General features: G+C 39.7%; 25 protein-coding genes. 8 read left to right on the plus strand and 17 right to left on the minus strand.

Going from position 1 to position 21,901, the window contains the following annotated elements:
• Positions 1 to 2: 2 nt before the first annotated feature.
• From HCCG_RS04640 to HCCG_RS04670, 7 genes are all read left to right on the plus strand, one after another.
• The gene (locus HCCG_RS04640; protein WP_015453324.1) at positions 3 to 1,031 is read left to right on the plus strand and encodes a formate dehydrogenase subunit gamma; all 1,029 of its coding nucleotides are present in this window, start codon (positions 3 to 5) and stop codon (positions 1,029 to 1,031) included.
• 44 nt (positions 1,032 to 1,075) lie between these two features.
• Complete coding sequence (gene fdhD, locus HCCG_RS04645) at positions 1,076 to 1,855, plus strand: formate dehydrogenase accessory sulfurtransferase FdhD (protein WP_015453325.1); 780 nt, start codon at positions 1,076 to 1,078, stop codon at positions 1,853 to 1,855.
• Positions 1,856 to 1,965: 110 nt separating this feature from the next.
• A complete protein-coding gene (locus HCCG_RS04650) occupies positions 1,966 to 3,384 on the plus strand; it encodes a TolC family protein (RefSeq protein ID WP_002956281.1) in 1,419 nt (472 codons plus the stop codon).
• A 35-nt stretch (positions 3,385 to 3,419) separates the two neighbouring features.
• The gene (locus HCCG_RS04655) at positions 3,420 to 4,118 is read left to right on the plus strand and encodes an efflux RND transporter periplasmic adaptor subunit (protein ID WP_002956282.1); all 699 of its coding nucleotides are present in this window, start codon (positions 3,420 to 3,422) and stop codon (positions 4,116 to 4,118) included.
• Positions 4,118 to 7,186 (plus strand): efflux RND transporter permease subunit, encoded by a 3,069-nt coding sequence (locus HCCG_RS04660; RefSeq protein WP_002956283.1) that lies wholly within the window; start codon positions 4,118 to 4,120, stop codon positions 7,184 to 7,186. The genes HCCG_RS04655 and HCCG_RS04660 overlap by 1 nt, the downstream gene beginning before the upstream one ends.
• 71 nt (positions 7,187 to 7,257) lie before the next feature.
• Entirely contained in the window at positions 7,258 to 8,031 is a 774-nt protein-coding gene (locus HCCG_RS04665) for a M15 family metallopeptidase (protein ID WP_002956284.1), read from the plus strand.
• Positions 8,032 to 8,213: 182 nt separating this feature from the next.
• On the plus strand, positions 8,214 to 8,417 hold the full coding sequence (locus HCCG_RS04670; RefSeq protein WP_002956285.1) for a hypothetical protein: 204 nt from the start codon (positions 8,214 to 8,216) through the stop codon (positions 8,415 to 8,417).
• Positions 8,418 to 8,424: 7 nt separating this feature from the next.
• On the opposite strand, the gene HCCG_RS04675 is transcribed toward HCCG_RS04670, so the two are convergent.
• From HCCG_RS04675 to nrfH, 4 genes are all read right to left on the minus strand, one after another.
• Positions 8,425 to 8,820 carry a diacylglycerol kinase gene (locus HCCG_RS04675; RefSeq protein WP_002956286.1) on the minus strand — a complete coding sequence of 132 codons (396 nt, stop codon included), beginning with the start codon at positions 8,818 to 8,820 and terminating at the stop codon, positions 8,425 to 8,427.
• A gap of 23 nt (positions 8,821 to 8,843) precedes the next feature.
• Positions 8,844 to 9,848: a hypothetical protein gene (locus HCCG_RS04680; RefSeq protein WP_230197904.1), complete on the minus strand. Its 1,005-nt coding sequence runs from the start codon at positions 9,846 to 9,848 to the stop codon at positions 8,844 to 8,846.
• A gap of 133 nt (positions 9,849 to 9,981) precedes the next feature.
• Positions 9,982 to 11,832, minus strand: a complete 1,851-nt coding sequence (locus HCCG_RS04685; protein WP_014667533.1) for an ammonia-forming cytochrome c nitrite reductase subunit c552 — start codon at positions 11,830 to 11,832, stop codon at positions 9,982 to 9,984.
• 24 nt (positions 11,833 to 11,856) lie between these two features.
• Complete coding sequence (gene nrfH / locus HCCG_RS04690; protein ID WP_002956289.1) at positions 11,857 to 12,369, minus strand: cytochrome c nitrite reductase small subunit; 513 nt, start codon at positions 12,367 to 12,369, stop codon at positions 11,857 to 11,859.
• Between the two features lie 126 nt (positions 12,370 to 12,495).
• Between nrfH and HCCG_RS04695 the strand changes: the two genes are divergently transcribed.
• Positions 12,496 to 13,356 (plus strand): polyphenol oxidase family protein, encoded by an 861-nt coding sequence (locus HCCG_RS04695; protein ID WP_002956290.1) that lies wholly within the window; start codon positions 12,496 to 12,498, stop codon positions 13,354 to 13,356.
• Here the strand turns inward: HCCG_RS04695 and HCCG_RS04700 are convergent.
• The 13 genes from HCCG_RS04700 to HCCG_RS04760 form a co-directional block, all read right to left on the minus strand.
• Entirely contained in the window at positions 13,349 to 13,684 is a 336-nt protein-coding gene (locus HCCG_RS04700) for a hypothetical protein (RefSeq protein ID WP_034548125.1), read from the minus strand. The genes HCCG_RS04695 and HCCG_RS04700 overlap by 8 nt on opposite strands.
• Positions 13,685 to 13,706: 22 nt before the next feature.
• On the minus strand, positions 13,707 to 14,309 hold the full coding sequence (locus HCCG_RS04705) for a class I SAM-dependent methyltransferase (RefSeq protein WP_002956291.1): 603 nt from the start codon (positions 14,307 to 14,309) through the stop codon (positions 13,707 to 13,709).
• Positions 14,310 to 15,164: a methyltransferase domain-containing protein gene (locus tag HCCG_RS04710; RefSeq protein ID WP_002956292.1), complete on the minus strand. Its 855-nt coding sequence runs from the start codon at positions 15,162 to 15,164 to the stop codon at positions 14,310 to 14,312. It abuts the gene before it with no gap.
• A gap of 23 nt (positions 15,165 to 15,187) precedes the next feature.
• Positions 15,188 to 16,210, minus strand: coding sequence for a polysaccharide deacetylase family protein (locus tag HCCG_RS04715; protein ID WP_002956293.1), 1,023 nt, complete (start codon positions 16,208 to 16,210; stop codon positions 15,188 to 15,190).
• 9 nt (positions 16,211 to 16,219) lie between these two features.
• A complete protein-coding gene (locus HCCG_RS04720; RefSeq protein ID WP_002956294.1) occupies positions 16,220 to 16,549 on the minus strand; it encodes a hypothetical protein in 330 nt (109 codons plus the stop codon).
• Positions 16,550 to 16,557: 8 nt separating this feature from the next.
• Positions 16,558 to 17,040, minus strand: a complete 483-nt coding sequence (locus HCCG_RS04725; protein WP_002956295.1) for a hypothetical protein — start codon at positions 17,038 to 17,040, stop codon at positions 16,558 to 16,560.
• A 100-nt stretch (positions 17,041 to 17,140) separates the two neighbouring features.
• A complete protein-coding gene (locus HCCG_RS04730; RefSeq protein WP_002956296.1) occupies positions 17,141 to 17,665 on the minus strand; it encodes a hypothetical protein in 525 nt (174 codons plus the stop codon).
• On the minus strand, positions 17,617 to 18,030 hold the full coding sequence (locus HCCG_RS04735) for a class I SAM-dependent methyltransferase (RefSeq protein ID WP_002956297.1): 414 nt from the start codon (positions 18,028 to 18,030) through the stop codon (positions 17,617 to 17,619). Before HCCG_RS04735 ends, HCCG_RS04730 begins: the two co-directional genes overlap by 49 nt.
• Positions 18,031 to 18,062: 32 nt before the next feature.
• Positions 18,063 to 18,599, minus strand: coding sequence for a class I SAM-dependent methyltransferase (locus HCCG_RS04740; protein WP_002956298.1), 537 nt, complete (start codon positions 18,597 to 18,599; stop codon positions 18,063 to 18,065).
• An 11-nt stretch (positions 18,600 to 18,610) separates the two neighbouring features.
• Entirely contained in the window at positions 18,611 to 18,907 is a 297-nt protein-coding gene (locus tag HCCG_RS04745) for a hypothetical protein (RefSeq protein ID WP_002956299.1), read from the minus strand.
• Positions 18,908 to 18,933: 26 nt separating this feature from the next.
• Positions 18,934 to 19,941, minus strand: a complete 1,008-nt coding sequence (locus tag HCCG_RS04750; RefSeq protein ID WP_015453330.1) for a hypothetical protein — start codon at positions 19,939 to 19,941, stop codon at positions 18,934 to 18,936.
• Between the two features lie 75 nt (positions 19,942 to 20,016).
• Positions 20,017 to 20,685 (minus strand): class I SAM-dependent methyltransferase, encoded by a 669-nt coding sequence (locus HCCG_RS11520; RefSeq protein WP_002956302.1) that lies wholly within the window; start codon positions 20,683 to 20,685, stop codon positions 20,017 to 20,019.
• The gene (locus HCCG_RS04760; RefSeq protein ID WP_002956303.1) at positions 20,678 to 21,859 is read right to left on the minus strand and encodes a glycosyltransferase family 9 protein; all 1,182 of its coding nucleotides are present in this window, start codon (positions 21,857 to 21,859) and stop codon (positions 20,678 to 20,680) included. Before HCCG_RS04760 ends, HCCG_RS11520 begins: the two co-directional genes overlap by 8 nt.
• Positions 21,860 to 21,901: the final 42 nt, after the last annotated feature.

A 21,901-nucleotide genomic window follows, 5' to 3' on the forward strand; every position in this document is an offset into this window, starting at 1 on the left:
GAATGAAACATATCTTTATAGTGTTGCTTGGGTGTGTATTATGTGTGCTTAGTGCGTATGGTGCGGGAGATTCAGTGAGTGTGAGTGAGCCAAAGGGTGCGATTACATTTAAGACAAATACTGACATTTATGGGACTGCACAAATTGAAGCCATTAAAAATTGGGGCTTAGGCACAAATACGGCTGGGGTGATAGAATCTAGTGTTGTTGAAGGTAAAGGCGGGAGTATAGAGCCACTCACTCACGGCGAAGATATTAGTGGGATTCGTGGCTGGAATGGTTTAGGAGAGCTTTTTACAATTCTGCAAGAGCAGTATTTTGCTCTTATCTTTTTGCTGATTGTGATTTTTGTGCCAATGGCGTTTTATGGGCACTATAAGATTGTTGGGAAGCGACACTATTCACACGATAGTTTTTTGGTTGTTTTTACAAAATACAATATTATCGTGCATTGGTGTGCGGCAGTGCCTTTTGTAATGCTCTGTCTCACAGGGCTTATGATGGTTTTTGGTGATAAGCTTGGTGGTGGTGCGTTGATACGCTTTGCACGAGATGTGCACGGGTTTGCTACTTTATTTTTTGCTGTGTTTGGGACATTGATGTTTTTGATGTGGGCGAAAGATTGTCTGTTTAAATCCTATGATATTAAGTGGATGATGATTTTAGGCGGTTATTTAGATAAGGTTAATCGCGAAGTCCCCGCACATAAATTTAATGCCGGGCAAAAGATGTGGTTTTGGGTGGCTACACTTGGTGGAGGCGTGATGGTTTTCACCGGAGCAGTTATGTTCTTTCAATGCACGGATATTAATACCTTGCGACTTATGGCGATTTTGCATAATGTGCTTGGTTTTGCTGTCATTGCCCTTTTGATAACGCATATTTATATGGCAGTCTTTGCCATTGAAGGTGCTATGGAATCTATCATCAATGGCAAAATGGGTGAGGAAGAACTCTCTATGCTTCATAGCCTTTATTACAAAGATTTAAAGGCTCAAGGTAAGCTAGATTCTATGCGGTTTAAACATTAAGGGTTTGTGCCACAAAAAGAGTGTATGTTGCAAAAGGGCTTGTGTTGAAAAAAGTCGTGCATAAAATGCGTATGTTAAGAATCCATAGAGATGGCAGGGCGGAGACATTACAAGATGATGTCATTGAGGAGCAACGCATAGCCTTTTATCTTAATGGCACAAAGCTTTTATCGGTGATGAGTTTGCCTTATCACCAAGACGCTCATTTGGTAGGATTCTTGCTTAATGAGGGCGTGTTAGAATCTGTAAATGATATTGTCTCGCTTGAGATTGCCAAAGATGGCTTAAGTGTGTATATGCAAGCTAAGATTGAAGAATCTAAACTCACTCATCTCCATAAGGAAAAAACTTTAACAACAGGTTGCTGTGTGGGGGTGAGTGCGAATTTTGATGGTGAGATTGCACAGAAGTTTATCGCTTCAACAATGCGAGTGAGTGTGGATAGAATCTTTGAGTTGATTGACGAGTTTAATGCCCCAAGTGAGCTTTTTTCACAGACAGGCTGTGTGCATAAGGCTATGCTTGTGTGTGAAAAAACGCTTATATGCGAAGATGTGGGGCGACATAATGCCATTGATAAAGTCATTGGTATGGCAAGACTAAGTCATTTAAGTTTGCAAGATTCTATTTTAATAGTGAGCGGGAGGCTCTCAATGGAGATGGTGATAAAAGCGGCGATGAGTGATATTCCTATGGTGATTTCTCGTGCAGCTACAACGCATCTTGGCATTAAATCTGCTCAACTTTTAGGTGTCAGTCTTGTAGGCTTTGCTCGTGGTGATACGCTGAATCTTTACACACATACTTCACGCATTGTATGTTAGAACCCTCGGCGTTTTTACCTATTTTGTAAATAGTTGTATATACAACTATTTACAAAATTTGGCTAAAATCTCACTCCAAATTTTTATAATCATCACTTAGGAGTTATTGTATGATGAGAAAAAGTATAGTATGTATAGCATTTGTATTCGCTTCGCAGATGTTTGCGGAGATTCAAAATGACAATTTTGAATCTGAAAAAGTATATCGGTTTGAAGAGATTGAATCTACAAAAGATGATCTACAAATCCAAGGGAATAGTCAAGCCCCAACAAATAAAGGCGAGGCGGATAAGACTTCAGGGCGACTTTTTACTTTAGCTGAATTATTAGAGGGGGCAAAGAAAAACTACAATCTTGAGGCTAAAGAATTGGCAATTTTACAAGCCCAAGCGGTAAATCGTGCGGCTTATGGGGAGTTTTTACCCACACTTGATGGGGCATATCAATACCAAGATACAGATAATCCAAGTATGCGTCTAAAAGCTCATACAAGCAGTGCCAAGGCGAATTGGGAGGTTTTCAGCGGATTTAAGACTTATAATAAAGTTCGTGAGAAAGACTCCTTGTATCGTGCAAGTATTGAAGATAAGGAGCATACAAAAGATCAATTATTTTTAAATATCATTGAGCAGTATTATGGGTATTTTACCAACCGCGCACAGCTTTTAAGCCTTGAGCAGAAACGCACACAACTTGAATCTAATATTAAACGCGTGGAGCGTTTGTATAATACAGGGCTTACGACTATTGATGATGTAGAATCTTTGCGTGCAGAAGTCCTTGCCACAGAACACGAACTTGCTAATATTAAAATGGAGATTGAAAAAAATAAATTTATGCTTTCACTTTTATCAAATACTGAAGTAGAGGCACTAGAGCGTAAGACTATCAAAACGCCACTTTTTAAGCTTGATGAGAATAGGCACGATTTGAATATGCTGAATTTCCAAGCCCAAAGTGCTAAATATCAAGCAAGACAGATTAATTATTTACCGATTGTAAGCGTGAGTGATACCTATGTGATTAATAGTGATATTACTAAAAATGGCTCTCTTGCATTCAAGGACTTGCCACCGGGTATGAGTGCAAATGATATGCTTCCTATGATTCAGCGTTCATTCCCACTCAATCAAAATCAAATTATGATAAGTGCAACCATTCGTCTTGATGCCCTAACAATCTATCATCAAAATGAAGCAGCACGACTTGGCTATATGAAATCACTTAAAGAGCTTGCCTATAAAAAAGAAGAGCAGAAAAAAGATGAAAGAATGTATCGTAAAAGCCTAGAGATTGCCGTAGCAAAGATTAAGGCAAGTGAGGCAGCACTGCGTTCAGCAAATATTGCTTTTGACAATGTGGCTAAAAAATATGACGCACAGATTCTAAACTTTACGGATTATTTGCAGTCTTTGACAAAAAAGGTAGAGGCGGAGGCGACTTATAATCAGGCGTTAAATAACTATGAAATGCAAAAAGCATATTATATTTATTACAGCGGACAAGATTTGGCTCAACACATTGAATAAAATTGAGTAGTAAGCAACAAAAAAAAGGAGAAAAGATGAGAAAGATTCTATTGGTGGGATTAATGTTATTATCGCATATGTATGCGGGTGAAGATATATATGCGATTTTTAATGCTGAAGCGATAAAAGATGCGAATTTGAATCTCGCAACGAGCGGGATTGTATCAAATATTTTAGTTGATGTGGGGAGTGAAGTAAAAAAAGGAGATTTACTTCTCACGCTTTTTAACCAAGATATAGAATCTCAAGCGCGTTCAACAGAGCAGCAATATATCTTTGCTAAAAAACAATATGAACGATATCAAAGAAGTGGTGGAGCTGTGGATAGAAACACACTTGATAGGTATAAATCAGAATATAAAAAGCTTGAGGCGGACTATTCTTACCAAATGGCGATGTTAAGCAAAACGCAGCTTAAAGCCCCTTTTGATGGTGTAATCGCTTCTAAAGAGATTGAGCTAGGCGATGGTGTGAGTGCTAATAGCACAAAGCTTTTTAGGCTGATAACTAAAGATGTAAAGCTTGTGCTTGAGTTTGATTTTAAATATATTAGCAAGGTTAAGGTTGGCGATAGATTTGATTTCCGCATTGATGGGAGAAAAGAGGATTTGCATACAACTATTAGCAAAATTTATCCAACTGCCAGCACAAGCACACGCAAAGTCAAAGCTGAAGCCATAGTCCAAGGTGTGATTCCCGGGACATTTGGTGATGGCTATATAAGGACAAAATAATGTATAAGTTTGCCATTACTCGTCCCATTACAACTTTAATGTTTGCTTTTGCGATTTTGTTTTTTGGGTTTTTGGGTGTAAAAAAAATGCCAACTTCACTTTTCCCGGATATTGATTTTCCTGTGGCTGTGGTGATTACAAGTTATCCGGGAGCAAGTGCGGAGATTGTAGAGACAAAGGTAACTGATAAGATTGAAGAAGCGGTTATGGGGATTGATGGGATAAAAAAAGTAACTTCAAGCTCTGCAAGAAATGTAAGTATGGTTATTGTGCAGTTTGAGTTAGAAAAGCCCCTTGATAGTGCAGTGAATGATGTGCGAGATAAGGTGGGGTCTTTGCAGCTAGATTCTGGAGTAAAGACACCAAGTATCAATAAATTTGATAGCTCTTCTATGCCGATAGTTTCAATTTTTCTTACAAGTGATAAGGTGAGTTCAGCCGAGCTTATGCGACACGCTAAGGATAATGTTAAGCCATTATTGCAAAAAATATCTGGCGTTGGTGGCGTGGAGATGAGAGGGCATAGGGAGCGACAGATTAGAATCTTTGTAAGCCCAAGTATGCTAAATAAATATGGGTTAACTTACACAGATATTTCAAATAAAATAGGACTAGAGAATCTTGAGATAGACGGCGGTAGGCTTATTGGTACATTGCAAGAGTGGGTGATTACCACAGATGCACAAAGCACGGATTTAAGCGATGTGGGGAATATCCGCGTGGCTGAAGGCATTAGATTGGGGGATATTGCAACTATTGAAGATGGGATTGAAGAAGATAAGACTTTTGCGTCTTTAAATAAAACGCCCGGTGTGATTTTTGAGGTGCAAAAAATTTCTGGGGCAAATGATATTGCCATTGCTGATGCGGTGATGAAAGTGCTGCCACAGATTGAAGCTATCAGCCCTGATTATGAAGTAAGGGCATTCAAAGATACGACACAAAATGTTCGTTCAGCCATTGCTTCTGTTGAATTTGATGTGCTTTTAGGGGTATTTTTGGCGGTGTTTGTTGTGTTTATCTTCTTAAGAAGTGGGACGATTACGCTTGTATCGGCTATCAGTATTCCTATTTCTATTTTTGGGACTTTTGCTTTGATGAATTTTTTTGGATTTTCACTCAATATGCTGACACTTCTTGCGGTGGCTCTTGCTATTGGGATTATCATTGATGATGCGATTGTTGTGATTGAGAATATCCATAAAAAGCTAGAATCTGGTATGCGTAAGCGTGAGGCAGCCTATGAGGGTGTGCGTGAGATTGGCTTTGCACTCATTGCCATTTCAGCTATGTTGCTTTCAGTATTTATCCCTGTGGGAAGTATGAGCGGAATTGTGGGGAGATTTTTCCAAAGCTTTGGGATAACCGTAGCCGCAGCTATTGGAATCTCATATATTGTTGTTATTACCATTATCCCTATGGTTTCTTCAATTGTGGTAAATCCCAAGTATTCAAGATTCTATTATCGCACAGAGCCATTTTTTAAAGCACTTGATGGCTATTATGTCAAAACCCTTGCTTTTGTGTTGCGAAATAAGATTAAGGTGATTGTGGGCGTTATTGGCGTATTTTTCTTATCTATTATGCTACTAGCTAAGATTGGTATGGAGTTTATTATCCCTGATGATAAGAGTGAGTTTCAAGTCTTTTTGGAGACAAAGCCCGGTATTAGTATGAGTGCGATGAAAGAAAAAACAGGAATCTTGCAAGATATTGTTATGGCAAATGAGAATGTGGAATTTACTTCATTGCAAATTGGCTATACAAATGAAAAAAATATCTTTAAGGCTCAAATTTATGCGCGTTTAAAGCCTATTAAAGATCGGAAACTTTCGCAATTTGAAATTATGGCAGAGGTGGGCGAAAAGCTTAAAAGTAGTGAGTTGGCTAATGAGTTTGTCATCTCACTATCAGAAGTCTCCGATATGGGTGGAGGGGATAACTCCCCTTATCAAGTAGCTATTCTCGCACCAAGTGATGAAGCATTGCATAAGTCAAAAGATAATCTCATTGCATTGCTTAAAAATGACCCTACTCTTGCAGGAAAGGTAGATAATATCCATATCAATGCTGCGGATAACTTGCCTGAATATCGTTTGCGGGTGCTAAAGCAGAATGCTAGTCGCTATGGTGTGAGTGCAAAAGAGATTGGTAATGTCGTGCGAGGGGCATTCTCTGGGGAAGCGGCGATTGGGTATTATAAAGAGCGTGGGAAAGAGTATGATATTACTATACGCGTGCCTGATACAGATAGAATCTCCATTAATGATATTAAAAAACTGCAAGTGAAAAATGGCAATGGTGAGTTGATGTTTGTAGAGGGGCTTGTGGAGATAGAATCTACAACCGCTCCTTCAGTTATTACGCGTCTTGATAGGCAAAGATCGCTAACCGTGTATGCTTATCCTGTAAAGTATTCTGGAATCTCTTTGGGCGATATGATGAAAATTACCGCTCAAAAGCAGGGTGAGTGGCTTGAATCTGGAGCGACTTTTAGACTTCAAGGTGAAGCAGAAAACGCACAAGAAATGATGATAGCTTTTCTTGTAGCGGTTTTAACGGCTATTGTGCTTATTTATCTTATCCTTGCGGCGTTGTATGAGAGCTTTTTGCAGCCCATTGTTATTATGATGACCTTGCCTTTTAGCTTTTCTGGTGCATTTATCGCACTCTTTGTTGTGGGACAGCCTTTCAGTATGTTCTCGCTTATGGGGCTTATGATACTTATGGGGCTTGTTGGAAAAAATGCGACTTTACTCATTGATGTGGCAAATGAGAAAAGAAAAGAGGGGTATAGCACTGATGAAGCACTTATCCTTGCTGGAGAATCTCGGCTACGACCCATTTTGATGACAACGATTGCTATGGTGTTTGGAATGATACCTTTGGCTATTTCTGTTGGCTCGGGTGCTGGTATGAAGTCGCCTATGGGGATTTGTATTATTGGAGGGCTACTTTTCTCTATGTTTTTGAGTTTGCTTATCGTTCCTGCGTTGTATCGATTGCTTGTGCCAATTGATGATTGGTTGCAGAGATTCTATAAGCCTAAGGCGGAAGATAAGTTTTAACAAAAGGGTGTGATACAATATACAAAAACAAGTTATAATTGTGATATAAGCGTAGATTCTAGGGTGGGGATATGAAGCGAATAGCGTGTTTATGTGTATGTATGTGTGTATGGCTTAAAGCTCAAGAGATAGATGACAATCTCGCACAAGAGTGTGTAAAAAGGCATTACCCGCAGGTGGTGAGGATTGCCGATAATGAGGTGGTGCTTGAATCTGGGGCAAGATTTGTATGGAATGATGGCAGGGAGAAGGACTATGATGAGAAGATTCTCTCCCCCGATATGAATGATGTTTTTACCTATCCCTACCCACTCCAAGGCAATGTGCTGGATCGTAATAAAGATACTTCTAGGGTAAGGCATTTGGGATTTTACAAAGAGATTTATGGGCATTCAGCAGATGAGGTGAAAACTCATCTTGTAAAGTTACCGTGGTTTCCACATCGTTTTGAAAAAGGTTTTGTTGTTGTTACAACGCTTAATGGTGTAAGTGAGGCTTTTGCTCGTGTAATGCAAAGGCTTGAGAATATACCGCAGGCGTATTATCAGTTTTTGAGTGATCAAGATGCTTTTTATTGGCGTAATATCGCAGATTCTCCAAATCTCTCCCCCCATAGCTTTGGGATTGCCCTAGATATTAATACGCAGTTTTCAAAATATTGGCTGTGGGATAGAAAAGAACGCGATGAGTATAAGTATGAAAATCAGATTCCCCTAGAGATTGTTGAGGCTTTTGAGGTGGAGGGCTTTGTATGGGGTGGGCGATGGTGGCACTATGATACAATGCACTTTGAGTATCGCCCAGAAATTATTTGTTATGCGAGAAATTTTAAGTCAGTGCGGTAGAATCTGTGGTGTAAAACAATCTTATCACTTTAAGATTCTTATTTTGCTTTGGATTTGTGGTTAGTCATTAACTCAAGCGTAAGTTCGCTATTTTTTTGGTTTTTGATAAATATTAACTTTTGATTGCTCCCCCCCCCCCCCTGTTAGAATGACTCTTTATTTTATAAAAAAGGAGTTAAGAAATGGATATTGCTGTAAGGTTGTTTATTGTAATATCGCCGATGGTTATTGGGGCGTTATTTATTAAAATGGGTAACTTTCCACTTGTGGAAGAAATTGTGTATAGCTTGTTTTTGTTGTATGGCTGGGTAACTTTTGTCTATGTCCTTAATGTTTTATGTGAGATTCGCAGTCTTAAGGTTATCTGTGATAATACTAAAAAATAAATAGAATCTACAACACAAACCGCATAAGTAGGTAGCTGCCCCACACAAACGCTACAAATAAACACGCCATAAGCTGAATGGCACTGCCCATATCCTTTGCTTTTTTGGCTAGAGGATGGATTTCAAGGCTTGTAAAGTCAATGGCATTTTCAATCGCGGAGTTAATAAGCTCTACAATCACAGAAAGCACACAAGGCAAAATTAGCAAAATCAGCTCCTGCCAACTCTGTGCGAGAAAAAAGGCAGCAATGCTTAGCACAAGCCCAACGCTAAAAACTTGCCTAAAGCCCTCTTCTTCTTTCCAAGCTGCCTTAATTCCATCAAGTGAGAAAAAAAAGGCGTTATATAAACGCTTGAAACCTGTTTTACCCTTTTTATCATTGCGTTGATAGTTGTTTTCCATTTTGCACCTATTGCCTTTCTCGCTTATTGTGAGATAATCTCAAAAGTAAAGTTATCTGCAAGGTAAGACGCATAAGGATTCAGTAAAAACTCTTTGAGAGAGACAAACTCTTCTTGTGAATCTGTCTTGCGTTTAAATGAGAATCCAAACTCTTTGCTTTTGCCTAGCACTAAGCTTTCAAGGGCATTGCCAAGCTCTATGATTTCATTATGATAAGTCTCACCCATTATCAAACTTAGCCCGATTGTGGCTAACATATTTACATTTTTGGCATTTTGCTCAAATCCCTCTTGGCTGACAGGTAACCCTTGAGCATTGCTTTGCAGTTCATAATATTTATACAGATCTTTGCTTAAGCCATTGTCCTTGACTTTAAACATAACATTATCAAGGGCATATTTGTATTCTTCAAAATGCGTAGAACTCTCTTCATTCACAAATGCATCAAAATAGAAATCTTGCAGAATCTGAGCGATATTTTGTGTTTTAAAGCCCTCGTGCTGGTAGGTATCAACACCTTGTATTTGGTAGGTCGCATTCTTAGCTGTAATAGTGCATTGCAGGTTTTCAGAGAGCTTGTCATCATTTTGTTTGAGCGAGATATTACATTTCACATTGTTTGGAAAAAAAGACGAAAAAAGAGTAAGATTCTCTTGCAAATCCTTATATTCTTCATCAATATCTTTAACCCCAAGCGTTATATCTTTGATATTAAGTGATACTTGGAGTGAAGCATTATCCATAGAATCAATATCAAATCCCATATTTTTAAGTGTCAAAATCCCCTCTCCATCTGTGGCAACAATCTTTGGGCTATAACAGCCTATATTTACAAGCCCACTACAGGAGAAAGGCTCCCATTCTGTGATGTAGCCACTCTCTTGGACAAAAGATTCAAATTTTTCATTGAGTGTTTTTTCTAAATGCGACTTGATATCCTTTGTTTTGATTGAGAGAAACACACCCAAACCTAACGCAATTAATGCACCTAACCCCAAAATAAGAGCAATAAGCTTTTTGTTCATCATTTTTTCCTTTTGCTATGAAATATGTGGAATTTGCGGATTATAGCATAATAATCGTAATAAAAAGAGAAAGGATTCCTAGCCTAAGCCTCCTTGTCTTTTATATCAAGGCTAGGCTAGGAATATGAGAGAAAGATTATTTTGTGCTTATGGCACTTGCAGAAGTTTTGTCAATTTCACTGAAATTATAAGGCTTTGTATTTTTATCAAGCTCTAAAAGTTCTTTTGGAGCTTCGCCATTAACTTCGTGATGTTTGTAGTATCGCTCACCTGCTGTGTGTCCATTAAGATCAATTTTATACACAATCTCACCCGGATTAAACTTTTGAATCTCCTCAAAGCCAAGGTTTGAAGTTCTGAAGTTTTTAATGCCATTTTGATTAGCGATTTCAACAAGCTTTGTTTGCCCCATACGCGCCATTTCTACCGCTTGAAGTAGCATACGACTAGCTTCCCTTGGATTATGGAATCCTGTGGAGTTTTCCGCCCCGACAAAATCGCCTCGCATTTGCCCTTTTCTATGAAGTTCAAGTGGCTCGGCTAGGGCTTTTGAGATTTTAGCATCATCTGGTTTGCCATCAGTTTGATATGCAGGAAGTTTGCCTAGCTCTTCACGCAATTTCTTAATATCAAAAATAAGGCTTACAGTCGCATACTCCGCACTTCTCAAATCAAAGGCGACAGATTTTTGAATATCTGCAATTTGCTTTTTGAGATATTCTTCGCTTTGCGTGTGGCAAGTCTTACACGCAGAGTTAATATCAAAAAGTGGTGAAGTGATGTTGTGTTGCGTGATCTTCTTGCCACCCGCACCCTTGACATAAGGCATATGACAATCCGCACAGCTTACGCCATTAGCTGCGTGCACCCCACCGCTAAACATCTCATACTCAGGGTGTTGAATCTTAATCATAGAGGCTTTAGTTTCTTTATGTGTCCAATCCTCTTTAAATATTGGTCGCACCGCATCATAGTGAGCATCAAACATTTCAATTCTAAAAGATTCGCCTTTTTTCCACGCACTCCATGGGAATGTAAGATTAATACCATCTACTTCTATTTCAGTAGCTTTATTCCCATTTCTCCAATGTTCATACTCATCATAAGTTTTTTGTGTGCCATTCCACCATTTTTGGCTTTCGTCACTTGCAATACTCTCTCCCATAACCTTAACTTTCTCACCTGTGGGCTTGAAGTAGTATTCCACGTGGCATTGCGCACAAACAAGCGTTCTCATCTCTTTTCTGTCCGCTTTGATACCTTGAATCGGGTCTTTTTGGTAGCCTCTATCCACAAGTGAATTAATAAGGGCTGGACGCACCACTCTTAGGCTCATATCATCAGGATTGTGGCAATCTGCACAAGTAACACCCATTCTTTTGCCTCCGTGTGGTCCGCCGTGTTCAGCAGAACCCTCTTCTATGCCATTACGCGTAGGGACATTTTTAATCATTGTCCAATATTTTGTGCTATTAAATGCGGTGAAATCGCCTTTGGCTACATTATTGATAAGCCAAGGTGTCCAACCGCTATGGCAGTTCATACACGCAGCGGGTTGTCCGCCAAATTTCGCAAATCCGTGTGCGTTTAGGAAGTCTTTATTGTTTCTTGCTGTATCCATTTGATCCACTTGAATCCAAAAATGCCCCCTCTCTTCGTTAGCATCAAGGCTAAATGGATACCCAGCCCACAAAATTGTTAGCTGTGGGTAGCGGATAAGCTTTGAATAGGCAAGATTCCCACCAAAATTTGTATATTTTGGTGCTTCTGTTTCCACTTTGAGATACATATCAAGGTATTCTGGGAAGTTTTTACCCCAAAAGTCAAAAGTTGGATTCTCATCAGTAAGCTCCACAAGCTGTTTAGAGATGACACCAGTATTTCCCGCTTGTTTTGATGAAATATCTTGATTGAGCCATAAAAGCCCAACAATCACAACAACAGCTACAACAACAAGTATAGGTAGCATTCCTTTCTTTTTCTGCATTTTTTCCTCCTTTAGTAAGTTTATTTAAAATCCGCGCTTATGCCCCACGCCTTCGTGGCAAGATACACAGCTTAAAGCACTGCTATCGTGTCCGGGTATGGTTGTGGGATTGACCGCATTTTGGACATATTCAATATGACATCGCACGCAGTTGTCTTGCACCATTTGCTTACTTGCCTCGTTTGCACTAAGATTGGTTGGCAAAGATTCAAGTTCAAAAGTGAAAGCATAAGCGTGTCCTACACCACTTTTTGCCTTGGCAATCCATTTAGAAACAAATCCGTGTGGCAAGTGGCAGTCATTACAAGTAGCCCTTGGTTGCCCTGCAATCTTTTGTGAATGGGGCGCACTGAGATAGTCGCTATACACTTCATTCATAATATGGCAGTTATTGCACGCTTCTGAATCGTTGCTAAGATAAGACATTCCCTTTGCATTATAGAAAGTGTAACACGCTAGGATAAGTATTACAACGAGCAGAATGGCAAAAATGCTTGAGATGAGAGAGAAGGACTTTTTTTGTTGGCTTTGTTTCAATAGACCCTCCTTAAGTTGTTGCCTTATTTGTGTTACCGAGTGATAATTAAGAAAACACTCGTTAGAATTTTATTATTATCATATTGAAAATGATTTGATTTATATCAAAAACAAGGAATAGATGTTATGTTTTTTTATACAAGTTTAGAATCTCCACTTTTTAAGAATGAAAATGTATGTTTTGCCTTGAGCGATCGCTATGGTGGAGTGAGTGAAGGGGTATTTAATGGGCTAAATCTTGGCTATAGCGTGGGGGATTGTAAGCAAAGTGTAGATACAAATCATAGGCGTGTGAAAGAAGCGTTTGTAAAAACTTTTGGCAAGGCAGATTCTAGGGTTGGGCTTGGGGTTTGTGCAGCTGGTGAGAATGGAATGGATAGAGATTTTACTAAAAATGTCCCTATGTTTTATTGTCAGCAGATTCATAGCACAAAAAGTGTGGTTGTAGATGAGAATCTTGTTTCAAAATATGGGCGGTGTGATGGGAGGAGTATGTGTCTTGGGGAGGCAGATGCGATTATTACGCATTTGTCAAATGTGCTTGTTTTTGTTATGGTGGCAGATTGCAACCCTATTTTGCTTTATGATAGGAAAAATGGGGTTGTGAGTGTGATACACGCTGGGCGTAAGGGTGTGTTTGATGGGATTTTGCCCTTTGTTTTTAAGCGTATGAGTGAAGTGTATGGCACGAGGGTAGAGAATTGCCTGATGTATGTGGGAGCCTCTATCCGTTCGTGTTGTTATGAAGTGGGGGAGGAGATACGCACACAAGCGGAGATTCTGGGATTTAGTGATGTGTTTCAGGGGAAGAATCTTGACTTGATTGCTTGTCTTAAGCAGCAAAGTGAGAATCTAGGCTTGAAACCTAGTCAGGTGGAGATAAGCCCATTTTGCTCAAGCTGTGAGGGTGGGCTATACTCGTATAGGAGGGATCATTCCACAGGGCGATTTGGACTTTTGGCAATGCTAAAAAAGGGCATTATTTAAGCGTGTATATTGCTATGGCAGTGTGTCCTTTTGCATTGGGTGGGATTTTGATAAAAGATCTGCCGATAAATCCTGCTTTGTTGATAAATTTTCTTATATACCCTCTATCTATGAGCGGAGTTGGCAAAAAGAGCTTCGTCCACATTGTGGCTTTGTAGAAGTCAATATGCTCGGGCTGGACTTGCTCGTGGTAAATTTCTAGCAATGTAAGATTAAAGATTCTAGCTATTTCTTGGAGAGTTTTATCACTAAAGCGGGAGATGTGATGAGGCGGCATATTAAGAATGCCATTGACACAATATTGCAGGAAGCTATCTTCGCTTGGCACAGCGATGATTAGATATGGAATCTTATCTCGCCCCCCCCCCCGTTAAAATATCACTTTTTAAGCATTCAATTTGAGCTTGTATGAAAGAGTTTGGATTGCTCGTATGCTCTAAAACTTGGAAGCTACACGCGACATCAAAAGCTTGCGCGTGTGATTTTGCGTATTCTTCAACAGATATATTTTCAATTACAATTCCATTTTTTGCCGCCATTTGCTTTGCTTGCGTACTGAACTCTAAGCCGACATAGTGGGGCTTTGCCTCTTGTGGTAGAAAGTTGGCAAAGGCTGCTTTGCCACAGCCTACTTCCAAGACTTTAGAATCTTTAGCAATGAATTTTTTAGCAAAGTGATACTCGTGCTTTTCACTAAAATAATACCAATCAAGCTGATTTAGGGTGTTGTAGAATGTATCATCACCGGTGGGGATAGAGCCATCTTCACAGATGAAAAATCGCAAATCACAAGCCTTGCAGTGATGATAGAGTAAATCACTTGTGATGAGTGATTGTGTATCAACGCTAAGATTCCTTTGATACAAAGCGATTATGTCATCTCTCTTTACTCTTTGTGTAATATGCGTATCGTTACTATGGCAGAGTATGCAGGGATAAGGGGTTGGTGTCATTTAAAGCTCCTTTTTCTTTTTTAGGTTTCTTAATAACCTCACACAAGGTCTAAGCACAAATCGCACCATATTCAGCAAGGGGAATAAACATTTGCTCCCCCCCCCCGCTAATTTCACAGCTAGATTCACTCGCGTGGGTTTAGATTTATGATAGATTTGGACATATTCTGCCCCTTGTATATCGCCAATATGCGTAACACCCATAAGTGTGGCGATATGCTTAAAAGTGTAGCGGAAGTGAAAATGTTTTGGCAAATGGCAGTCAATCACAGGGTAAAAGCAATTCCCAATAAGTGCTTTGCTACCTATTTGTAGGCTTTCAAGCATTGTGTTAAATGTCTCTAGCACATCATCTACATGTTCTAGCACATCTGTTGAAATAAGGCAGTCGTAATAATCTTTTTTAAGCTCATCTACAAAGTGAATATTTGCAAAATCTGCTATACATTTTTTGCTATATTCGCTTGGAAATGGCTCGTATATATCAATCTCAATATCTGGGCAAATTTGTGCGATTTCTCGTGCTAGTGTGCCAAACCCTCCGCCATAATCACAAATGCGTTTAAAGCCTTGCTGTGAAATATATAGAGCTATGTTTTTGCGTATTTGCATTGAAAGATCGTGCGTTTCTATAAAAAGCCCATTGAGTAGCCATACAGGGTGGGCGTAAAATTGAGCGATTTTATCCCAATTTAAGTTTTTGTTATCACAGCCCATATCCTGCCAAGTTTTATTGAGTAGATACCAAATCTGCTCTAAGTCATCAGCAATGTTTGGATTCTGCGATTGTAGTAGTTGCTCTACGCCTAGTCTTTCCTGCTCTGTGAGATTTTTCTCTTGTAAGTTGATAGTCATTTTCTCTCCTTGTTTAAGTTGTATCAAGCTGTTACAATGCGTCTTTTACGAATCTTAAAGGCGGATTCTAGCATAAAATTTTCACTAAAAAACACACGAGGCAAAGCGTGGAGAGACTTAGTGTGTTGTGGATAAATAGTTCCGTGTCTTGTTGTGGTGGCGGTTTTAAAGCCTAGGTTTCGTATGAGTGAAAAATGATGTGGGCTTATCTCTACTCTACTGCCAAAAGGATAGGCGAAATGCGTGGGTGTGAAGTGAAGATTTTGTAAAAAAAGTTTTTGAGCTTTTGCTATGTCTTGTGCTATTTTATCATTGCTAAGATTATTAAAAATGGGGTGTGAGTGAGTGTGGCAGCCTATGGTGCAAAGTTGTCTTTGCCCCCCCCCCAGCATATTTTTAGATGTATTTTGTAACTTTTGAGCGTGGAGAAAGGCTATATCTTCCCAAGAGAGTGTGAGATTGTCATAATCGCGCGGATTATAGGAGATTCCAAAATTTTCAAGGGTTTGTTGGCAGTAGTCATTGATTTGTGCGATTATATCAGCTCTCATTGTAAGAAACATCGCTTCTTTTAGGGCTTTTGTTGAGATGTCATACTCCGCATTTTTATAAGTAATGTTATCGTGTGCTAAAAGATAATCTTCTAGCCCAAACCACCACATGTTATGGCTAGACTCTGGAAAAGAGGTGCAGATGTAAATGCAAAATGGGATATTGTATTTGGCAAAAATAGGATAGCCAAAAGTGAGATTATCCTTATAGCCATCATCAATGGTAAGGCAGATAAAATACTCTGGCAAATCATTATGTACTAGCCCATCATAGAGCTCATCAAGGCTAAGGAAGTGGTATTTTAGATCTAGTGCTTGAGTGATGAAAGATTCTAAAAATTCAGGGCTAACTTTCATATTTTCATTAGGCGAGAGTTTGTCTTCAAAAGGTGCGATTCTATGAAGCATTACAATCACTCCCTTGCCTTTAAAGAGATTCTGGATAGATTGAAATTGCGAAAGGCTGTTGCGTATTTTATTGATATAATATCTCAAGTTATGCTCCTAATATTTTTTGGCTACAAGTGTGATAAGCACAGGATAGCGTGGATCATTGTAGAAAAGCTCATCGTGCTTAAGCTCTTCAGCAGCGATGCCTTGCAACTCTGCTGTGGCACTCAAAACATTGCCATAAGTGCTAACCTCCACATTCCCTTCTCCAAAGACTTCTTCAAAATCCCTTTTAATCCCCATATCCGTAAAACGCCAATAATCTCCCCATCTCTCATAATCATATTGTGAAATCTGCACAAGTCCTACTACGGTTACAAGGGCGGTGCTAGATGGTTTTGCGGGTGGATTTATAGATTGATTTGTTGGGCTTGCTTCACACATTGGGTTTGTTATGCCCCCCCCCCCCCATTACTTTTTAGCATTAAATATATGCCCTTAATCGCCGCTTTATAATCATAGATGAAATTCAGCGTAACCGTGCAAACAAAGCAGTCTAAAATACCTTGTGGCAAAGTGCTATGCTCTGTAAGATCGCCTATAATCGTGGCATTTTTGTTGTCTTTGGTGTAGTGGAGAATCTCACTTTTGCTTACATTGTTCCCAAAGGCTTTTGTGTAGGTATTTTCGGCGATTTCACATACTCTACCTTGTATAAAATGGGCGTTTGCTGATAAAAAGTCATTGGTGTAGATTCTATCAATGGGTGTGCCACGATCAAAGCCAAAGACTTGTGAGATAGGCTTTGTGGAGCGGAGATTATGCCATTTTGGTGGGTGGCATAGGCGTTTATAGCGTTGCAGGGCTTTTGTTTTGCAGCGATTAGCAATCCGCCAAGGAAGTCTAAGCAGAGTGTATAAAATGCTTTTAGTCATACTATTCCTAGAATTTTGAAGTCAAAACAGTGTGGATTCTACATTGTGCAATCTTAAATATTCCTTGATAACTTTTGATGACTTTGGGGGAGTGTAGATTCTAGCTTCTTGCCTCCATATACAAGCTTGATATGCCTTTATATGCCGAGCCATCGGCGTTTATATCTAGCAAATACGCGTTAAAATTTGGGATTTGAGAGTGATTGCAACGCATTATTTGTATATCGCTAAATCCCGCTTGTGTAAGCAGTCTAGCAAGTGAGAATTTATCATACGCCCATTTATGCCGCTCACCAATGCTTGTGCGGATAAAGACTTCATCGCGTATGCTACGCGGAGCTAGAAAATACAGGGCTTTGAGATAGAGATTTAGAATCTTGTTTGTGAGTTTATCAAGGGTGATTTTGGATTGTAGGCTAGATTTTGCAGTAGCGTGGGGAGCTATGAGCCTTTCGCCTACTCGTTGCTCTATAAAATCTGCTTTTGTCCCATCTCTGCTTACTGCTACTTTGTGGAAGCACTCTCCCATCACCCCGCCACTTTGCATACGCACCATTTGGTCAAACATCTCAATCATCAGCCAATCATACTCAAATTCAAGCCTTTCAAATTCTTGCGTGGGCATTTGCTCCCCCCCCCCCAGTTAGAATCTCTCTTTTTAGAATCCATACTAGAATCCACTTTAGAATCCACAAGGCGTGAGAGTGTAGAGAGATAAACAGAGGCCAGATTTTCTAAATCTGGCACGACAAGACGCACAATGCCATTTGGCTTTAAGATTCTTTTGATTTCTTTAAGAATATACAGGGCTTTTTGCGGAGTTAAATGCTCTAAAAAGTGGCTACTATACGCTACATCAAAGCTTTTATCAGCAAAGGGGAGTGTGCCAAGCAGATTTACTTTTCCCACTCTTTTATCAATTGGGCTAAAGTCAATATTGACCCAATCAGGATGGATTCTACTGCCACAGGCAAAGTTTAAACGCTTCATTCTATATCCTTTATGTCAAATAAAGCTTGGCATTATAACCCCATTTGATTTAATTTTTCACAATCACTCATCGTTTTAGAGATAAAGCGTTTTTTAAGAATCTTAAAAAGCCCTCTGAGTGCTAGTTTGATAACCCATTTAAAATACAAAGGCGAGATATAGACTTGACTAAATAAATGCAAGCCCCCATAGGAGCAAAAATGTAGATTATGGGCTTTGGCGATGAGTTTTAGGGATTTGTAGGTATAAAAGCTAATATGCTGTCCGTGTGAAAAGCCATAATACCACCACGCATTTGCTCCGCTAGATTCTGGAATAGGGCAGGGGAGAAGTTCGGTAGAGAAAAGTAGGTTGGGACAGATTTGTAGCATAGAATCTATTTGTTCTCTAGGATTTGGCAAATGCTCAAACACTTCAAAGCAAGTTGCCAAAGTGGGCTTTCTATCCTGTTGCCACTCAAATCCTCTTGCGAAAAGATTTTCACAATATTCATCACTCCAATAACTCTCTATCCCCACATCACGAAGCAGTCGCACAAGTAGCCCACTCCCACCGCCAAAATCAAGCAAACTCTTTTCACTTACCCCCCCCCCGTTAAAATCTCACTTTTAGCCATAGCAAAAAAAATCGTTGCTACGCAGGATACGATTTTATACAAGTAAAGATTCCTAGCTACTATGCCTGTGTCAGTGATATTGATCGCACTTTTGTAAGCTTGTGGTAGCCAGTGAGCTTCATCACAGCTTAAAAATCCGCAATTTTGGCATTTGTAAAAAGGCTCATTGAATGTGTGCAAAATCTGTGCGTAAAAGGCAAACTGACTTTGTTCGCCACAGATTTTACAAGGGATATGGTGTTTGCTGTGTTGTGTTTTCATTTTGTCTCCTTTTGTTGATTAAAATGTTAGTTAAAATCTTTACAAGTATGCAAGGGCAGGTGCTTAATGGCTTCAAACCTCTCATCGCCTTGCAAAAATGAGAGATTGCCAAATATGTCGCGACTTTGCCTTGCGTGGTGCGTGAAGCAATACTCTTGCAAAGGGGCAGTGGTAAATGCAAGTTTGGATTCTAGGCTTTCGTGGATAAAAAATACATTTGTCCCGCTAGAATCCGCCCCCACAAACACATATCCTTTCTTTTTGCCAAGTGCGATTAAAGCCTTTATGCTTGCACCAAAATATAACCCACTATGATGCACACTAAATCGCTCAAAATCCGCCCTGTATGGCACACTGACACTAAGATTTTCCCCAAATATCGCATTATACTCCACCACCACGATAGCAGGTTTTACACACTCTATGGCTTCCCATACAAAATAATCCACCCCATCAATATCAATGCTTAAAAGTGCAACATTATCTAGCTTTCTAGAATCTAGCCATTGCTTGATTAACGCATTGATATTTTCTCTTGTGATAAAGGCACATTGTGCTTCTATATCGTGCTTCCAATACAGCTCATCTTGCTTGATAGATTCTATATGCTTAGCATTGCCGTCCATAATAAGCCCCATAAAATTGCGTTTTTTCAAAAGATAACGCGTATTAGATTCTGTATAATCTTGCACACCAAATTCCACAAAAGCTCTGGGGTATGGAGAGTGGCTAGAATCTAGATCTAAAATTTCAATAAGCAAGTCTAAGATTCCATCTTCGCCATTTTGTGAATACGCACTAAACTCAAAATCCCTAATATCCACACCCATAGCATTTGTATTCTCATAATGGTTCAAATTATCTACTGCCCCCCCCCCATTAATTGCTACTCTATACAGCTCTTTGTATAGCCTTATGTGCTGCTTTGCTAGAAGATTAGTGTGTAGCATAGTGAGTTGATCAAGTCTAGAATCTAGCCTGTGGGTGAAGTAGATTCTAAGCTTTGCTAAGATTTTTTTAAGAAAATTTTTCATTGTTGCTCCTTTTTTGAATAGGCTAGAGCCTTTATCTCATAGCTGAAAATTTGCGGACTTGGTGCGTGAAAAGCACTATTTGTGATGCGATTCCAAAAGGCAAAGTTTAGTTTGTAGAGTTTCAAAAAGATTTTGCGGATTATTCTTTTTACCCCCCTTTACCCCTACAAGCGCGTCTTTATCTATAATCTCTATATGGGCAAATCCTGCCATTTTTAGCACATATAGTAAGCTCCCGGCTGTAAAAAGGGTGTTGTGAGTAAAGTCCTCATACGCCCAGTAGCAGCCTGTGTGGCTCTGTGCATTTGGCACTGCTATAAACATTTTTCCACCTTCTTTCAAAATATCATTCTTAAAATGAGCAAGAATTTCTATCAACCGCTCCTTTGGCAAATGCTCTAAAATATGCGTAGCAATCACTAGGTCAAACTTCTGTTGCGGTCTAAAATCAAAGATATTTTCACATACCATAGCTTCTATGCCTACGCTTTGCACATAGGCGATGGCTTTGGGATTTATATCAATGCCAAGCAGTTGACATTCGCCCCCCCCCCCCCCATTAGAATTTGTAAAGTTAAAATTACGCTCTTTAATCGCTAAAAGGTTTTGCCCAAAGCCACAGCCGAAATCTAGGATTCTAGGTTCTTTGGGTAGTTGGCACATTACTTCCTTAAAATATGTTGGCAGACTCGCTCTCTTGTAGGTTTCTGGGCTTACACCCCTTGCTTCAAAATATTCACTCATTGTCGCTCCTTTGTGTGTAAATTTGATCTATGACATCAATAACCTGCTTAGGCTGTATGTCGTTAATATTTAGCGTGCTTTTGTAGGCAAAGGCATTGCTTAGTTCCTTGTATCTGGCGTAATTTGCCGTGATATATGGGTGAAACACAGGGTAGTATTTATCCCTTATCTCTTTGGGATAAGGGATAAATCTCCCTAAATGGTTGCCGTTAGACACGACGATAATTATCGTCGTGTCTAACAAGGCTGCCAAATGCACCGTGCTTGTTTCATTCGAAACAAGCAGGTTGCCGTTATACACGAGACTCACTAGCTCTGCTAGAGTGGTTTTGCCTGTGAGATTGTAGATAGATTGCTTGTAGTCCTTAACCTTTGCTTGTAGTAGTTGCTCTAAGTAGAATCCAGATTCTATATCCGCATTGCCTCCGCAAACAAGGAGATTATGCTTATAAACTCGCATTAAATGCTCCCCCACTTCTGCGAAATGCTTCACACTCCACCGCCGATACTTCGCACTAGCCCCTACAAAAAGAATGCTATAAGGTTGCTTGTAGTGTGGGGGCGTGGGGGAGAGCAGATGGAGCTTTGGAGAAGTGTTAAGGGGCTTTTGCAGTAACTGCTCAAAAAACTCTTTATTACGATAAAACTCAAAGAGAATTTCTGGGCTACTTGGGGTGAGAGTAGAGTAGATTCTATCGTGCCTTGCCTTTTTGCGTGGAGAGAGATTGACATCATCGCCTTGTGGGGCGATTTTGCTTAGGGCGTTTATATGTTGGGCAAAGGTGGCATTGAGCTTATCTCTAGAGTGCTGGGGATTGATGAGTAGCTCATAGCCTACCTGCTTGATGTGGCGTAGGACTTTAATCTTATAAAAAATATGCCTTGCTTGAAAATCTGCTGTGCTAATCCACACGCATTCATCGCAATATGCACTATCAAAGTATTCATACAAAGACCTCCAAGCACTATTGCCAATAAGCGTGATGTGGTAAGTAGGGTAAGCAGCTCTTGCTTCACGCAAAAATGCACGGAAAAGCAGATAATCGCCTATGGCATCGGTGCGGAGGATAACAATGCTTTTTTGCCTATGAAACTTTGGCTTTGTGTAGGCAAGGATATTGACACAAATATCCATAACAGGCACTAAAATTGATCGCAAAATGGACTTTAGCATTATGCTGCAAGTCCTGTGCTAGAGATATTGGAGAAGAAGTTG

The sequence above is a fragment of the Helicobacter cinaedi CCUG 18818 = ATCC BAA-847 genome (assembly GCF_000155475.1).
Lineage (GTDB): Bacteria > Campylobacterota > Campylobacteria > Campylobacterales > Helicobacteraceae > Helicobacter_C > Helicobacter_C cinaedi.

Excerpts from the sequence above, each read along its gene's own strand:
- HCCG_RS04640 (WP_015453324.1), top strand. The coding sequence starts at position 3 with ATGAAACATATCTTTATAGTGTTGCTTGGGTGTGTATTATGTGTGCTT.
- HCCG_RS04650 (WP_002956281.1), top strand. The coding sequence starts at position 1,966 with ATGATGAGAAAAAGTATAGTATGTATAGCATTTGTATTCGCTTCGCAG.
- HCCG_RS04655 (WP_002956282.1), top strand. The coding sequence starts at position 3,420 with ATGAGAAAGATTCTATTGGTGGGATTAATGTTATTATCGCATATGTAT.
- HCCG_RS04660 (WP_002956283.1), top strand. The coding sequence starts at position 4,118 with ATGTATAAGTTTGCCATTACTCGTCCCATTACAACTTTAATGTTTGCT.
- HCCG_RS04665 (WP_002956284.1), top strand. The coding sequence starts at position 7,258 with ATGAAGCGAATAGCGTGTTTATGTGTATGTATGTGTGTATGGCTTAAA.
- HCCG_RS04670 (WP_002956285.1), top strand. The coding sequence starts at position 8,214 with ATGGATATTGCTGTAAGGTTGTTTATTGTAATATCGCCGATGGTTATT.
- HCCG_RS04675 (WP_002956286.1), bottom strand. The coding sequence starts at position 8,820 with ATGGAAAACAACTATCAACGCAATGATAAAAAGGGTAAAACAGGTTTC.
- HCCG_RS04680 (WP_230197904.1), bottom strand. The coding sequence starts at position 9,848 with ATGATGAACAAAAAGCTTATTGCTCTTATTTTGGGGTTAGGTGCATTA.
- HCCG_RS04685 (WP_014667533.1), bottom strand. The coding sequence starts at position 11,832 with ATGCAGAAAAAGAAAGGAATGCTACCTATACTTGTTGTTGTAGCTGTT.
- HCCG_RS04695 (WP_002956290.1), top strand. The coding sequence starts at position 12,496 with ATGTTTTTTTATACAAGTTTAGAATCTCCACTTTTTAAGAATGAAAAT.
- HCCG_RS04705 (WP_002956291.1), bottom strand. The coding sequence starts at position 14,309 with ATGACACCAACCCCTTATCCCTGCATACTCTGCCATAGTAACGATACG.
- HCCG_RS04710 (WP_002956292.1), bottom strand. The coding sequence starts at position 15,164 with ATGACTATCAACTTACAAGAGAAAAATCTCACAGAGCAGGAAAGACTA.
- HCCG_RS04720 (WP_002956294.1), bottom strand. The coding sequence starts at position 16,549 with ATGTGTGAAGCAAGCCCAACAAATCAATCTATAAATCCACCCGCAAAA.
- HCCG_RS04725 (WP_002956295.1), bottom strand. The coding sequence starts at position 17,040 with ATGACTAAAAGCATTTTATACACTCTGCTTAGACTTCCTTGGCGGATT.
- HCCG_RS04730 (WP_002956296.1), bottom strand. The coding sequence starts at position 17,665 with ATGCCCACGCAAGAATTTGAAAGGCTTGAATTTGAGTATGATTGGCTG.
- HCCG_RS04735 (WP_002956297.1), bottom strand. The coding sequence starts at position 18,030 with ATGAAGCGTTTAAACTTTGCCTGTGGCAGTAGAATCCATCCTGATTGG.
- HCCG_RS04745 (WP_002956299.1), bottom strand. The coding sequence starts at position 18,907 with ATGAAAACACAACACAGCAAACACCATATCCCTTGTAAAATCTGTGGC.
- HCCG_RS04750 (WP_015453330.1), bottom strand. The coding sequence starts at position 19,941 with ATGAAAAATTTTCTTAAAAAAATCTTAGCAAAGCTTAGAATCTACTTC.
- HCCG_RS11520 (WP_002956302.1), bottom strand. The coding sequence starts at position 20,685 with ATGAGTGAATATTTTGAAGCAAGGGGTGTAAGCCCAGAAACCTACAAG.
- HCCG_RS04760 (WP_002956303.1), bottom strand. The coding sequence starts at position 21,859 with ATGCTAAAGTCCATTTTGCGATCAATTTTAGTGCCTGTTATGGATATT.